Annotated in this window: 15 protein-coding genes; 6 read left to right on the forward strand and 9 right to left on the reverse strand. The window is 33.9% G+C overall.

Features of this window, described 5'->3' with window-relative positions:
• Nucleotides 1-383: 383 nt before the first annotated feature.
• From ALGA_RS20445 to ALGA_RS20485, 9 genes are all read right to left on the reverse strand, one after another.
• The gene (locus tag ALGA_RS20445; RefSeq protein WP_096432460.1) at nucleotides 384-755 is read right to left on the reverse strand and encodes a hypothetical protein; all 372 of its coding nucleotides are present in this window, start codon (nucleotides 753-755) and stop codon (nucleotides 384-386) included.
• Between the two features lies 1 nt (nucleotide 756).
• The gene (locus ALGA_RS20450) at nucleotides 757-1479 is read right to left on the reverse strand and encodes a M48 family metallopeptidase (RefSeq protein WP_096432462.1); all 723 of its coding nucleotides are present in this window, start codon (nucleotides 1477-1479) and stop codon (nucleotides 757-759) included.
• A gap of 51 nt (nucleotides 1480-1530) precedes the next feature.
• Nucleotides 1531-1818, reverse strand: coding sequence for a hypothetical protein (locus ALGA_RS20455; RefSeq protein WP_096432464.1), 288 nt, complete (start codon nucleotides 1816-1818; stop codon nucleotides 1531-1533).
• 155 nt (nucleotides 1819-1973) lie between these two features.
• Nucleotides 1974-2471, reverse strand: coding sequence for an RNA polymerase sigma factor (locus ALGA_RS20460; RefSeq protein WP_096432466.1), 498 nt, complete (start codon nucleotides 2469-2471; stop codon nucleotides 1974-1976).
• Between the two features lie 181 nt (nucleotides 2472-2652).
• On the reverse strand, nucleotides 2653-3537 hold the full coding sequence (locus ALGA_RS20465) for a MerR family transcriptional regulator (RefSeq protein ID WP_096432468.1): 885 nt from the start codon (nucleotides 3535-3537) through the stop codon (nucleotides 2653-2655).
• 100 nt (nucleotides 3538-3637) lie between these two features.
• Nucleotides 3638-5425: a fasciclin domain-containing protein gene (locus tag ALGA_RS20470; RefSeq protein ID WP_096432470.1), complete on the reverse strand. Its 1788-nt coding sequence runs from the start codon at nucleotides 5423-5425 to the stop codon at nucleotides 3638-3640.
• 98 nt (nucleotides 5426-5523) lie between these two features.
• The gene (locus ALGA_RS20475) at nucleotides 5524-6834 is read right to left on the reverse strand and encodes a dicarboxylate/amino acid:cation symporter (protein ID WP_096432472.1); all 1311 of its coding nucleotides are present in this window, start codon (nucleotides 6832-6834) and stop codon (nucleotides 5524-5526) included.
• 106 nt (nucleotides 6835-6940) lie between these two features.
• Nucleotides 6941-7483 carry an FKBP-type peptidyl-prolyl cis-trans isomerase gene (locus tag ALGA_RS20480; protein ID WP_096432474.1) on the reverse strand — a complete coding sequence of 181 codons (543 nt, stop codon included), beginning with the start codon at nucleotides 7481-7483 and terminating at the stop codon, nucleotides 6941-6943.
• Nucleotides 7484-7615: 132 nt separating this feature from the next.
• Nucleotides 7616-8101, reverse strand: a complete 486-nt coding sequence (locus ALGA_RS20485; protein ID WP_096432476.1) for a thioredoxin family protein — start codon at nucleotides 8099-8101, stop codon at nucleotides 7616-7618.
• 196 nt (nucleotides 8102-8297) lie between these two features.
• On the opposite strand from ALGA_RS20485, the gene bioA reads away from it, so the two are divergent.
• The 6 genes from bioA to ALGA_RS20515 all read left to right on the forward strand — a co-directional run bounded on the left by bioA (nucleotide 8298) and on the right by ALGA_RS20515 (nucleotide 13878).
• Nucleotides 8298-9587: an adenosylmethionine--8-amino-7-oxononanoate transaminase gene (gene bioA / locus ALGA_RS20490; RefSeq protein ID WP_096432478.1), complete on the forward strand. Its 1290-nt coding sequence runs from the start codon at nucleotides 8298-8300 to the stop codon at nucleotides 9585-9587.
• 6 nt (nucleotides 9588-9593) lie between these two features.
• Entirely contained in the window at nucleotides 9594-10715 is a 1122-nt protein-coding gene (locus ALGA_RS20495; RefSeq protein ID WP_096432480.1) for an aminotransferase class I/II-fold pyridoxal phosphate-dependent enzyme, read from the forward strand.
• On the forward strand, nucleotides 10705-11397 hold the full coding sequence (locus ALGA_RS20500) for a DUF452 family protein (protein ID WP_096432482.1): 693 nt from the start codon (nucleotides 10705-10707) through the stop codon (nucleotides 11395-11397). Before ALGA_RS20495 ends, ALGA_RS20500 begins: the two co-directional genes overlap by 11 nt.
• A 25-nt stretch (nucleotides 11398-11422) precedes the next feature.
• On the forward strand, nucleotides 11423-12139 hold the full coding sequence (bioC, locus tag ALGA_RS20505) for a malonyl-ACP O-methyltransferase BioC (RefSeq protein ID WP_162845501.1): 717 nt from the start codon (nucleotides 11423-11425) through the stop codon (nucleotides 12137-12139).
• Between the two features lie 8 nt (nucleotides 12140-12147).
• Entirely contained in the window at nucleotides 12148-12840 is a 693-nt protein-coding gene (gene bioD, locus ALGA_RS20510) for a dethiobiotin synthase (protein ID WP_096432486.1), read from the forward strand.
• Nucleotides 12841-13233: 393 nt separating this feature from the next.
• Complete coding sequence (locus ALGA_RS20515) at nucleotides 13234-13878, forward strand: ferredoxin--NADP reductase (protein ID WP_096432488.1); 645 nt, start codon at nucleotides 13234-13236, stop codon at nucleotides 13876-13878.
• Nucleotides 13879-13881: the final 3 nt, after the last annotated feature.

Here is a 13881-nt window from a genome sequence, read left to right on the forward strand (position 1 = left end):
ACTAGTTACAAGATGCATTTCTTTAAGTGTTTACATTTAGTATATATCTGTAATTACTAAAGGTTACAATGTTAAACTCTATTAAATTGCTAATTGTAAATGGAAAATGGAATTTTAAAACTGTTGATTACAGAATTCCTCGGAATTCAAATGATATTTGTAAACAATACCCAATTAGTTTACAAATATTAAATTCTCAGAAGGTTAAAAGGGATGGGATTTTACCGTAAGTGTCACACACTTAAACAAATGTATTGATTTCAGTTGCAACAAGTAGTGTTACTTTCTGGATGAAAAGGGAGTTTTTTCTTTATTTATTCGAATTGTTAAGAACAAATACAATGTGCTGAGTCTTGAATCTCGTTTTAAGTTTAAGGGAATTACTAATTGTTATTTTCCGGAGGTTTTCTTAGTTTAAGGAAGCCCATAAATAAAATGTAGGTTGCAAATGCAACAATTAACATACGGAGTATTAAATTCGGGTAAGCCACTTCTTTGTTTGAAAGGATATCTCTTGATAAAGCTGGAATCATAAAGATCAGCAATCCAAATATTAAAACGAGCACGGTATATAGAAATACAATTTTAAGTTTTTCTTTTTTTGTGGAGAAAGACGAAGATGTTTCTTTGTAATTTTTTTTACCTCTCTTTGTATGTTTCAGGGGCTCAGGTTTGCTTAATTTTTGTTTTAGTTTATGCCCTATTATAAATGTTAAAACACATATTCCAACAAGAATGTAGATTTCATTATTCATACTAATATATGGTTGTTGAGTAATTTTTAATTTCTTTTCTTTTTCTGGTTAATTCAGAACAATGTAGTGCCAACAATTCGTAAAAATCATTCGAGTGATTTTTAACTTTGGTGTGGCATAATTCATGAAGAATAACCATATCGCAAAGTTCATGAGACAATCTCATTAAATGAAGGTTTAGATTTATCTTATTATCATGAGTGCAGGATCCCCAACGACTTTTTGTGTTTTTAATTTGTACTGATTTATATGAAAACCCGCAATATGTGGCTAATTCCTTAATTCTAATTGGTAGGTAGTGATTTGCTTCTCTGCGTAAAGTCTCTGTAATGGAATTTTGTATGAAAGTTTGTAGATCTCCATTTTGAATAGAAGTAGTAAGCGGATAGATTACCTCCAGAACTCCATTTAAGAGCTTTGCCGAATAATTATTCACTTCCGAAGGACTAAGCTTTAATTGATGAAAGTGCGTTCTAAATGTAATCTCTGGAGTGAAAAGAGTTTGTTTGTTTTCTTTTCGTGCTGTTTTAACTTTATTCGTAATTATCCACGCTTTATTTTGCTTGGCAAAACTGATAGCATCCTTATAGGTTATTCCATAAGGAACATTAACCCAAACTCCTTTTTTAGGTGCAATTCGGACAGATAAACGTTTGAATCGTCTATTCTTCTTAAAGAGGACTTCTCCAACATCCTCTATTAGTACAATTTTTTCTTCGGGCATAAAAAAAGCTTTGCAGTACGCAAAGCTATCAGAAATATCTTTTGAAAGAAATTATTTCGTCTTAATTAGATCACTTAATTTTGTAAATGATTCGTCAACATTTTTGAACAAATCAGTATAAACAGCCTTGTAGTAAGCTTTTACAATTTTAGTATTGTCTTTGCCATCAGGATGATTTACACGAGCAATTAAATTATTGCGGGAAACAATGGTATCCTTTACAATCTCCATTACTTGATCCTTATTTTCAGGATGTAAATAATTATAATTGTAGCAATCTGAAATTACCTCAAAACTAAGGTAATCGATATCCTTTTTTAAGCGTTTTCTACTTGCCATATCTATATTTTTGAATAAGTTGTATAACAGAAAGATACTGTTATTCGTTCACAAAGATAATAAACACTTACTAATAAACAGCGTTCTCATTTAAGGAATTTTTTCTCAATTATAACTGAAGCTTTAAATTTCATTTGAATTAATCTTTTTACAAATTAGTTTGCAAATTCTTTAAGACTCTCCATTAGAATCCTTCTCCCTTGAAAAATACGACTTTTGATTGTGCCTATAGGCAAATTCAAATCATCAGCGATTTCTCGATATTTATAGCCTTCCAAATACATCTTAAATGGTTCTCTTATAAAAGACTCTAACTTATTAAATTCTTGTACGATATCATTATAATTCTGTGTAGACATGGGGTTATCATTGCTTACATTTAAAATACCTCTATTGCTATTTGTTTCATTCAACAACCATTCCCGTTGCTTAACTTTGCGTCGGTATGCATTGATAAAGGTATTCTTCATGATGGTAAAAATCCATGCCTTTAAATTACTATGTGTAAATTTAGCTCTGTAAGTGATGGCTTTTAGTAAAGTGTCCTGGCATAAATCCAATGCATCATCCTGATTTGAGGTTAGCATGAATGCATAGTTCTTTAATTGCTGATCAAGGCTAAGGATATGTGTTTTAAATTCGATTGTTGTCATGATTCTTTGTTTTTAGTTTGTTTAACTAATTTACAAAAAGAATGAACAAAAGTCAAAATTTATTTTGTAGCTGAAATAATTTTGGTTGGATATTCTAAATAAGAAAACCTCAGAATCCTTTTGTTAAAAGGCTTATCTGAGGTTTTTAAAACTTTATTAAAATAAGAGCTGGAGGTATTTATTATTTGGTGTGCTTTAAGTATGTTTTAAAATCGGATATAGATGATACTATTTTAATGTGCGAAGGAACTGTAAGATCCTCTTGCTTAAGTTGTAATCCTGTTGTAAGTACATCAATTTTGCTGAAGTTCCCTGCTAAAGATGTTAGGTAATTATTCAATTCTAGAAGAGTGATCGGAGAAATAAAAGAGGTAAATAATCCATCTGGATTATAATCATTTACCACTTTTTGCAAATCCCCAAAGGGAAGATCTTGCCCCAAATACAATGTTTTCACCCCATTTTTTTTAGCGATATAATTGTAAAATAAAATACTTATTTCATGAAGCTCGTCTTCTTTTAGAAAAAATATTATTTTTTTTGCATTTTCTTGTCTTGCACTGGAGATTGAATCGATTGCTGCAAAGAGTTTCTGTCGTACCAAATTAGAAATAAAATGTTCTTGCGCAGGACTTATGGTTCCAACTTGCCATAAAATTCCAATTCGCTGAAAAAAAGGAAAAAGGATCTGTGTTGTTGCTTCTTCCATGCCTTTTTCAAACAAGCATCTATTTAATATTGATTCAAAAAGATTCTCATCAAAATTAATTGTTGCCAATATAAGCTTATCAATGCTGGTGTCCTCGACACTACTGTTTCTTGCTAATTCTAAAACACTGGTTTCCAGATCAATATTTTCCAGTTTCGCTATTCGTGAAATTTTTATTCCCGAAGTGTTTAGCATAGAGATATTTAGAAGCCTTTTTAAATCTTCATCAGAATAAAAGCGAATATTTGTCTCAGTTCGTTGCGGCTGAATAATTCCATACCTTCTCTCCCACACCCGTATGGTATGTGCTTTGACACCTGTTATTTGCTCAAGATCTTTTATGGAATATCGACTCATTTAATTGATGTTATAGTTATCAAGACAGATTAACCTCTTAGCAGTAAAACTAAATAAAAATACATAAAACCTGCAGGAATCCTACAGGTTTTATTGGTTTTTACTCTGGCAACAGAACTTTATCAATTGCATGTATCACCCCATTTATTCCTTGAACGTTTGTTGCAATCACATTAGTGTTTCCATTAATTACAACACCCGAACTGGTATCAATATCAAGTTGACTGGTCTCATTTAAGGTTGGTACCATTCCTGTCGTTACATCTTCTGCACGAACATTTCCCGATACAACATGATAAAGTAAAATTGGAGTTAATGTTTCTGAACTCAAATCATCTATTCCTGATACTCCCAAGTCTGCGAACAGAGCTTCGAAAGCAGCATCAGTTGGTGCAAATATTGTAAAAGGGCCCTCTCCGCTCAAGGTTTCAGCTAAACCGGCTTTCACGACTGCTGCTACTAAATAATCAAATGTAGGATCTGCAATAGCAATTTCAACTACATTTGGAGGAAGAAGCACCTTGTCGATAATATGAATCACTCCGTTAAATGCTTCAATGTCGGCAGTTGTTACAGTAGCATCTTTGTTGATCTTTACATTAGCATCAACATCTATTCTTACAACAACAGGATCTGCATCCGGACTATCAGTACTTAATGTTTCAACATAGCCATTACTTAAATCTGTTGACATTGCTTTGCTGCCTATAACATGATAGAGTAAAATTTGAGTAAGTGCATCAGCTGAAAGATCTTCTATTCCTGCAACTCCAAGAGTATTGAATAAATCCTGAAATGCTGCATTTGTTGGAGCAAAAACCGTAAATGTGCCTTCTGAATCTAGAGTTTGTACTAATCCTGCCTTGTCAAGTGCAGCAACTAAACTTGTAAAGTCAGCGTTCGACGATGCGATATCGGCTATTGATTGTGGCTCTTCTTTTGCGCCTGGAACTATCACTTTATCAATAACGTGAACAACTCCATTTTTTCCTTGTACATCAGTTGCAAGGATATTAGAATTTCCATTCAGAACTACTCCTGATCCTTCTGTATTAATATCTAAATCGAAATCTTGATTTAATGTTGGCACTGTTCCTGTACTCACATCTGCAGCTCTAACATTTCCTGAGACTACGTGAGCAAGAAGTATTGGTGTTAAAGCTTCAGCGCTTAAATCAGCAATGCCAGAAACTCCTAAATCTGTAAAAAGGGCTTCAAATGCTGCATCTGTTGGAGCAAAAACGGTAAAAGGTCCCTCGCCTTTTAGTGCATTAACCAAATCGGCTTTTACCACAGCAGCAACCAGATGTGTAAATGAAGCATTCGCAATTGCAACATCAACAACAGTTGGAGGCAATAAAACCTTATCAATTATATGAATCACACCATTTGAAGCCATAACATCAGCGGTGCTAACATTGGTTGTTCCATTCAATTTAACTCCTGAGCTCAAATCAACTAAAATTTTAATTGCATAATCTCCGGGGGTGTAGGAACTCAATGATTCAAAATATCCATTGCTTAAATTACTTGATTTGGCTTCGGTTCCAAGTACATGATATAGAAGGATTGGAGTTAGGGTTTCAGCACTAAGATCGGAAATGCCAGAAACGCCAAGAGTGGTAAAAAGTTCTTCGAAGGCAGCATTGGTTGGTGCGAAGACTGTGAAAGGCCCAGCACCTTTTAATGTATTTACAAGATTCGCCTTACTCAATGCTTCAACTAAAATAGAAAAGTCTGCGCTACTAACAGCTACATCCACTATGGTTTCTTCCATAGCTACGGGCTGTGTGTTGTCGTCATCATCATCAGTACAAGCTACTGTGAATACTAAAAAACTAAATAGGAAGAATACTCCCAAACTAAATTTGTTGTTTCTCGATTTCATATCATTATTTTTAATGGTTCAATCTAGAAACAAATAAAGTTTATTTTTGTTCATTCTTTTCGAGAAAAAAATAAACAAAAATTCAATTTTCTATTAATTTATTTTTCAGACATGATTTTTTCGACTTGAACTACTGGGGTGAGATTTAATTTATTTTCTGATTTTGCTACAATTGTAGCTACAGTTGCATCTCCTGTTACATTAACGACTGTTCGCAACATATCCAAAGGTCGGTCAATACCTAAAATTAAAGCCAACCCCTCAATAGGGATGCCAACAGATGTTAGCACAATTATTAACATTACGATACTTCCACCTGGCACTCCTGGTGTTCCAATTGAAGCTAATGTAGCTGTTACGACAATTATCAATTGGTCATAAATATCTAAATCTATACCAAAAACCTGGGCTATAAACACAGCAGCAATTGCTTGATAACAGCTGGTTCCATCCATATTTATTGTAACTCCAACCGGCAGTACAAAACTTGCAACCTCATTGGCCACTCCTAAATCATTTTCTACACACTCCATAGTTAGTGGAAGTGTTGCTGCGCTTGAACTAGTTGAAAAAGCTAATAATTGAGCTGGTGAAATAGCCTTGTAAAAATCGGTGTACTTAATTGAAGTAAATATTTTTAGAAATAATGGATAGATTACAAATATCATTACCAAGAGTCCTAAAATAACCGTGATTGCATACAACCCTAAGGCAGAAAATAAATCAAGATCACCAGAAAAGTCTACTATTAATCCTGCAATGAGAGCAAAAACACCGTAGGGTGCAAAAAGCATGATGATGTCTATTATTTTAAGAATAATGGCATCTATCCCATCAAAAAACTCTCTTACAATCTTAACTTTCTTATCTTCTAAAATTACCATTGCAACACCAAATAGAATTGCAAAGAAAATGATCTGCAGCATTTTAGAATTATCTGTGGCGGCCTTAAAAAAGTTGGAGGGAACTACATCGACAAGAAATTTAAGAGGAGATTCATTCTTCAATTCAGAAGCCTGGTCCTTTTTCAAGTCAATTGTTGCATTGTATTTTTCCTGCAACTCTATCTTTTTATGGTCGGGAAAAGTATTTCCTGGTTCTATGCTATTCACCAATAACAGACCAAAGCTGACAGCAATAATTGTGGATAACAAATAAAGCGAAATTGTTTTTATACCTATCCTGGAAAGCTTTGTGATATTGGAAAGGCTTGATATTCCTTTTATTAACGAAACGAAAATTAGAGGAACCGCTATTAATTTTAAAAGATTTAGGAAAATGCTACCCCATGGTTTGATCCAATCATTGGTGAAATCAGACAAGTCAAAATATACAGCGAACATACCTGCTATAATTCCAAGTCCCATTCCTATTAATATCTTCACGTAAAGAGGCATTTTTTTCCGCATGATTAAACTATATTTTCAGATGAGTAGTAAAGATAATTTATAAGACTAGAAAAACAAAGCCCGAAAACCAAAGGCTTTCGGGCTGAAATATCTTTTTAGAAAAGAATTAGCATCCACATCCGCTACCGCATCCGCCATCATCGCAACTTCCGCTATCACATCCTCCTTGTGGAGCATATGCTTCTTTCATTTCTTCTTCTGAAGCATCTCTAACCTCAATAACTTCACCTTTGAAGAAAAGAGCATCACCAGCAAGTGGGTGATTGAAATCCATTTTGATAATTGCATCTGTAACTTCAAGAACGATTCCATTCATTCTACGTCCAGAATTATCTTGCATAGGTACAACATTTCCTTCAGCAATAACTTCTGAATCAAATTCTCCGTTTACTTCAAAAATATTTTTAGGAAGATCAATAACAGCTTCTTCTGATGCCTCACCATAAGCCTCCTCTGTGTCCAATTTGAAATCAAAAGAATCGCCTACTTTTAAGCCCATCAATTTTTCTTCAAATTTTTCTAACATCTGTCCTGCACCACATAAATATGTAAGTGGAGTTTCTGTTACTGCTTTTTCAATAATCTCTCCTGAAAGATCAGTTTTTAATTCATAAATAACTGAAACAACCTTATCTTTTGAAATTGTCATAAAATCTTCTTTTTTTATTAATTATATCCTTAAATCAATTCCTAAAACCGCGGAATTTTATACAAAGAAAGTACAATTATTTCTTTATTCAAATAAAAGAGGACTTGATAGTCTAAATTTACCCCTTTTAATTTAATTATAATGTTCCGGATTTAAAGCATCAGGTCTCCAGTTATATAAGAACGATTTAACTTTTTCAAAATTATACGCATTTTCTTGTTCTAAATTTCCCGTGTTTTGTGTGTGAAGACGTTCACCATCACCATTTAATACAATCATAACAGGAAAACCAAATCTTTGAGGATAACCAAGTTCCGCTAAAGCATCCAAATTTTTATTTTCTTTACTGTAATTCACTTCAAGAAAGATATAATTGTCATCTAAAAGCTTGGTTATTTCAGTTTCGGTATGTAGATAAGTGTGCATTTTTATACACCAAGGACACCAATTTCCTCCAATTTGAAGTAAAACATGTTTCCCTTGTACTTTTGCTATACTTAGTGCTTTAGCTATTTCTTGTTTCGCATTAAGTGAAGGATCATAGGGCTTTTGTCCTATTGATGTTAGACTAAAGGTTAAAAGTAAACCTACTAGAATGGCAATTTTTCGTATTTTCATGTTTGTGTTTAGATTTCAAATTTGGAGCAATTTAAAGTAAATTGAAGAAAAATCAAGGAAATTTATTTTTTTAACGAACCAATAACATTTAAGGGGTGTGTATTCTCAAAATACATGTTGTAAAAAACAGTAGATATGGCTAAGTTTAAAGGGATAAACCCTAGTTTTACGAAGAATTAACAAGAAAAATACTTCTATGTCTGAACAGATTACGTCATCCGATCTTCTTTTTGATAAAGAGCACATTTGGCATCCATATACTTCAATGCACAACCCATTACCAGTTTACCCTGTGGTTTCGGCCAATGGCGTGCGGCTCACATTGGATTCTGGTCAAGAGATTATTGATGGCATGTCGTCATGGTGGTGCGCGGTTCATGGATATAATCATCCAGTTTTGAATGATGCTATTCAAGAGCAATTACAACAGATGTCGCATGTGATGTTTGGTGGTATTACTCACAAACCAGCCATTGAATTAGCTAAATTGCTGGTTGAGTTAAGCCCCGAAGGAATGGAAAAAGTTTTCTTTTGTGATTCTGGTTCAGTATCGGTTGAAGTCGCAATGAAAATGGCCCTTCAATATTGGTTCGCTAAAGGAAATCAAAAGAAAAATAAATTTCTAAGTATTCGATCTGGATATCATGGTGACACTTTTAATGCAATGTCGGTTTGTGATCCTGTAACAGGAATGCATGAAATATTTAGTGGTATTTTACCCATTAATTATTTCGCAGAATCGCCGACTTGTGGCTTTCATGATGAATGGGATCCTGATTCCTTTCAATCCATGCAAAATATGATTGAAAAACACCATAAAGAACTTGCGGCGATTGTATTAGAGCCTATTGTTCAAGGTGCTGGAGGAATGAAGTTTTACCATCCGCAGTACTTAACGGAACTGCGAAGAGCATGTAATGAGTATGACATACTGCTAATTCTCGATGAAATCGCTACCGGATTTGGTCGAACCGGGAAGTTTTTTGCTTCTGAACATTCTGGTATTTCTCCGGATATTATGTGTGTCGGTAAAGCGATTACCGGAGGTTATTTGAGCTTTGCCGCTACTCTAACTTCAAAAAAAATAAGTGATGGAATTTCAGGAGGTGCTCCCGGTTGCTTTATGCATGGACCCACTTTTATGGGAAATCCGTTAGCTTGTGCAGTTGGTGTTGCAAGTATTAAACTATTATTGGAATCATCATGTTTGGATAAGGTTCGTGAAATAGAGAAACAATTAATTGAAAATCTAGCAGTAGCGAAAGAATTGAAACAAGTAAATGATGTAAGAGTTCTTGGAGCCATTGGAGTAATTGAAATGAAAGAGGCAGTAAATATGGCATCCATTCAGAAACAATTTATTGAGAATGGTATTTGGGTGCGACCTTTTGGAAAAATGGTATATATTATGCCGCCATTTATTATCTCCGAACGAGATTTATCTTTTCTTTGCAAAGCTTTAGTTAAAGTGATCGCAATACAATAACTGGAAATGGATCAAAAATTAAACAAATATAACGAGGAACTGCAGATGCTTAAAGAATCTGGAAATTTTCGTGCACTAAAGAATATATCTGCAAACGGATATAAGGTTAATCTCTCGTCTAATGATTATTTAGGAGTTAGCAAAAAGAATATTCCTCGACCAAAAGGGAATTCTTTTGGCTCGGGATCATCTCGTCTGCTAACAGGTAATTTTAAAGAATACGTGTTGTTGGAAAATGAATTGGAAAAATTATATGGTCGCCCTGCCCTATTTTTTAATTCAGGATATCATGCCAATATCGGTATTTTAGCAGCCTTGGCTGAAAAGGATGATTTGATAATATCTGATAAATTGAATCATGCAAGTATTATTGATGGCATACGTTTGAGCAGTGCAGAGCAAGTACGGTTTAAACATGCTGATTACGATCATTTAACACATATTCTTGACACAAAGCGAAAAGATTACAATCGCGTTTTTATTGTTAGTGAATCGGTATTTAGCATGGATGGTGATGAAGCAGATCTCGAAAAACTAATCGAAATCAAAAAACGTTTTGATTGCTTTTTATATATTGACGAAGCTCATACCCTAGGTGTTAGAGGAACTAAAGGTCTTGGTTTATCGGAAGAAAAATCATGTCTTGATGATATTGATTTATTGGTTGGTACCTTTGGAAAAGCAATGAATTCGGTAGGAGCTTTTGTCGTTTGTGATTCTATTTTAAAGGAGTATTTAATCAATAAAATGCGTTCTTTGATTTTCACGACAGCTCTACCTCCTATTGTAATTAGCTGGAACTACATCATGCTGCGAACAATTGTGAAAATGAAAATGGAACGGGAGCATTTACATTTCATATCTAATCAATTAAGAGATGGTCTGAAAGATGCCGGTATAGCTACGATGGGAAGCTCAAATATTATTCCTGTTTTGGTTGGAGACAGTCAGAAATGCATTAATTTAGCTGAGTATTTACAAAAAAAAGGATTTTTGGTATTCGCCATTCGTCCACCTGCAGTGCCTAAAGATTCTGCAAGACTAAGAATATCTGTTTGTGCAGATATGGATTGGGAGGATATTAAAGATTTGCCAGAACTGATAAAGAACTATTGCAATGAAAATTGAATGGTTACACAAATCTGAGAATGAAAAATGCATTTTATTTATGAATGGATGGGGTTGCGATGGAACACCTTTTCAATCTATAAATTCAAATGAATTTGATGTACTAATGTGTTTCGATTATCGAGATATTTTGATTCCGAAAGAAGTTGAAAGACTTTTTGAAAACTATCAGGAAGTACATTTGGTTGCATGGTCGCTTGGTGTTTATGTTGCGAACATGACTTGCTTTAAATGGAAGGATGTATTCGCTAGTAAAATAGCTATAAATGGGACTTTACAGGGTATTGACAATTTGAAAGGCATTTCGCCGGCAATCTTCCAAGGCACTATCAATGGGTTAAATTCTCGAACAATTGATAAGTTTTGGCTTCGAATGTGTGGCGGTAAAGTTGGGTATGATCTGTTCAAAGAGCAATTACCGCAACGCGGTATAGATGAGCAAAAGGAGGAATTAATAATATTGCAGGAAGTTATACAAAATCATTTTGTTGACTGGAATTTATATGATTCTGTATTGTTGGGAAAAAACGATCTGATTTTTCCATTTGAAAATTTAGAAAATGCCTGGAGTGAGCAGGAAAATGTTATTATTAAGGAGAATACTCCTCACTTTTGTTTTTACAGTTGGGATTCGTGGGATGATTTAATGAAGGAATGTAAAAGTGCAACATCAAAATATTAATAAAGACAAAGTACAAAAAGGTTTCGTGAAAAGTATTGAAACCTATCGTAAACATGCTATCGTTCAGGAGGCTATCGCATCCAGATTGATGAATGAATTGCTACGCCATCCTGTTCGCAAATTCTCAAAAGTTCTTGAAATTGGTTGTGGTCCGGCTGTTCTAACAGAGAAGTTTTTTCAACAATTTGGCGCTGATTTGTACTATGCCAATGATATCGTTGAGGAATACTCAAACGTTCTTACTTCCATTCATCCTGATATAAAGTTTTTTGGTGGAGATATTGAATCTATGGATTTACCTGATTCTTTAGATCTAATAATTTCGAGCTCAACTTTCCAGTGGTTCAATAACTTAGATGGGTTTTTATTAAAAATTCACAAGGCTTTAAAACCAGAAGGCTTACTTGTATTCAGTACTTTTGGACCTGATAATTACAGAGAAATACGAGAAGTGAATGGCAAAGGATTAAATTATCTGTCATTTGGAAAACACGAAAAGCTTTTGTCTGAAAAATTTGAAATTCTTTGGAGTGACAGGGAAATTATTACTCGTTTTTTCTCAAATCCTCTTGGAGTTCTTACCCATATGAAGCAAACCGGGGTAAACGGAATACCAGGAAAGGCTTGGACTAAAAGCGATTTAAAGAAATTTGAAGAGGATTATCAAGATTTGTTTGGTACCGATTTAGGTGTGCCTCTCACCTATCAACCATTATATTTTATTGCTAAACCTAAAAAGTAAAATCGATAATGCCAACATATTTTATTGCAGGAATTGATACTGATACTGGCAAAACATTTGCGACAGGTCTGATGGCCAAGTATTTACTGAATCAAGGAAAGTCAGTTATTACGCAAAAATTTGCACAAACTGGATGCAAAGGAATCTCCGAAGATATTTTGATGCACCGTGAAATAATGGGAATCGAAATTCAAGATGTGGATAAGGATGGAACCACTTGTCCATATGTATTCGACTACCCTGCTTCTCCTCATTTGGCAGCCAAAATGCAAAATCAGGAAATTGATATTAAAAGAATCGAAAAATCAACTTCAATTCTTGAAAACCAATTTGACTATCTTTTATTGGAAGGTGTTGGTGGCATGCATGTACCTATAACTTTAGACTATTCACTTCTTGATTTTATGGAAGAGAAAAAATATCCGATGATTTTAGTAACATCATCGAAATTGGGTAGCATTAATCACACTTTACTTAGTCTTGAAGTTGCAAGACAAAGAAAAATTCCAATTCAAGGATTAATCTACAATAAATTTCCTGCAAACAGCGAATTCATTTTAAAAGACTCAATTCATGTTTTTAAAACCTATTTAAAAAAATATGGTTTTGATTGTCCGGTTATTGAGATTCCGGAAATTAAAAAAGGTGAAATGTCAAATGTTGATTTCGGACAACTTTTTTCCAGCAATAAGTCAAAGTGAGTAAAATCACATAAACGAGATAAATAGTTAAGCCTTCAAGAAGGAAACAAACTGACCCTATAGCAACAGACGTTAAAAAGGATCAATTCTCAGGCAGTTAAGACCTGATATCTTTGCCTTTAATAGTCACATAATCAATCATAAGTAGCATTATTATTGATTTCAAATAAGTAAGTAATCTGGACAAAAGAAGGTCCTTTTTCTCGAATTTATTGATTTCGATCGTAATTTCCGTTAATTAAGATCTAAAGATCCTAATATGCTTGTTTATTCGATGGATTTTGTCTTTTTTTGTACTTGCTTATTTGTAATGATTCCACATAAAACAAAGTCTCGGTTTTTTCTTAAAAAGACTAAGTTTTGATGGAATAATTGAATTTGAATAAATAAAGAATGAGATCACAAAAAGTTATTGAAATCAGAAATCTTACCGACTCCACTTACATTATCAGAATGGAGAAAAAAGATTTCACATTTAAAACCGGTCAATACATCACTCTGGGATTTTCGGGTAGTATTGATCGAAGGGAATATTCCATATATAGCTCCGAAGATGATATTTTTCTGGAAGTGTTAATTAAAGAAGTGGAAAACGGTTTGGTTTCAAAAAAACTAAAACGATGTAAAGTTGGCGATTATCTGGATGTTGATGGGCCTTTTGGTCATTTCTCATTAGAGGAATCAGAAATTGGAGAAAAAAAATTTTTATTTATTGCCACCGGTACCGGAATATCACCAATTCACAGTTTTGTAAAAACACATCCGGAAATGGATTTCCAAGTGCTTCATGGTGTCCGTATTGAAGAGGAAGCATATGAAAAAGAAAGTTATGCGAATGGAAAATATATACTATGTACTTCTCGAGATAAATCCGGAAATTACCATGGCAGAGTAACGGATTACTTATTGAAAAATCCAATACCCTCAGATACTGTTTGTTATTTGTGCGGTAATTGCCATATGATTTATGAGGTTTATGATATTCTTGAAAAACAAGGTATTTCATTAGGCCCTATCCATACAGAAGTTTACTTTTAAGAA

It is taken from the genome of Labilibaculum antarcticum (genome assembly GCF_002356295.1).
In the GTDB taxonomy this organism is placed as follows: domain Bacteria; phylum Bacteroidota; class Bacteroidia; order Bacteroidales; family Marinifilaceae; genus Labilibaculum; species Labilibaculum antarcticum.

Excerpts from the sequence above, each read along its gene's own strand:
- ALGA_RS20480 (WP_096432474.1), bottom strand. The coding sequence starts at position 7,483 with ATGACAATTTCAAAAGATAAGGTTGTTTCAGTTATTTATGAATTAAAA.
- ALGA_RS20500 (WP_096432482.1), top strand. The coding sequence starts at position 10,705 with ATGAAAATTGAATGGTTACACAAATCTGAGAATGAAAAATGCATTTTA.
- ALGA_RS20475 (WP_096432472.1), bottom strand. The coding sequence starts at position 6,834 with ATGCGGAAAAAAATGCCTCTTTACGTGAAGATATTAATAGGAATGGGA.
- bioA (WP_096432478.1), top strand. The coding sequence starts at position 8,298 with ATGTCTGAACAGATTACGTCATCCGATCTTCTTTTTGATAAAGAGCAC.
- ALGA_RS20455 (WP_096432464.1), bottom strand. The coding sequence starts at position 1,818 with ATGGCAAGTAGAAAACGCTTAAAAAAGGATATCGATTACCTTAGTTTT.
- ALGA_RS20465 (WP_096432468.1), bottom strand. The coding sequence starts at position 3,537 with ATGAGTCGATATTCCATAAAAGATCTTGAGCAAATAACAGGTGTCAAA.
- ALGA_RS20470 (WP_096432470.1), bottom strand. The coding sequence starts at position 5,425 with ATGAAATCGAGAAACAACAAATTTAGTTTGGGAGTATTCTTCCTATTT.
- ALGA_RS20495 (WP_096432480.1), top strand. The coding sequence starts at position 9,594 with ATGGATCAAAAATTAAACAAATATAACGAGGAACTGCAGATGCTTAAA.
- ALGA_RS20485 (WP_096432476.1), bottom strand. The coding sequence starts at position 8,101 with ATGAAAATACGAAAAATTGCCATTCTAGTAGGTTTACTTTTAACCTTT.
- bioD (WP_096432486.1), top strand. The coding sequence starts at position 12,148 with ATGCCAACATATTTTATTGCAGGAATTGATACTGATACTGGCAAAACA.
- ALGA_RS20445 (WP_096432460.1), bottom strand. The coding sequence starts at position 755 with ATGAATAATGAAATCTACATTCTTGTTGGAATATGTGTTTTAACATTT.
- ALGA_RS20515 (WP_096432488.1), top strand. The coding sequence starts at position 13,234 with ATGAGATCACAAAAAGTTATTGAAATCAGAAATCTTACCGACTCCACT.
- ALGA_RS20450 (WP_096432462.1), bottom strand. The coding sequence starts at position 1,479 with ATGCCCGAAGAAAAAATTGTACTAATAGAGGATGTTGGAGAAGTCCTC.
- ALGA_RS20460 (WP_096432466.1), bottom strand. The coding sequence starts at position 2,471 with ATGACAACAATCGAATTTAAAACACATATCCTTAGCCTTGATCAGCAA.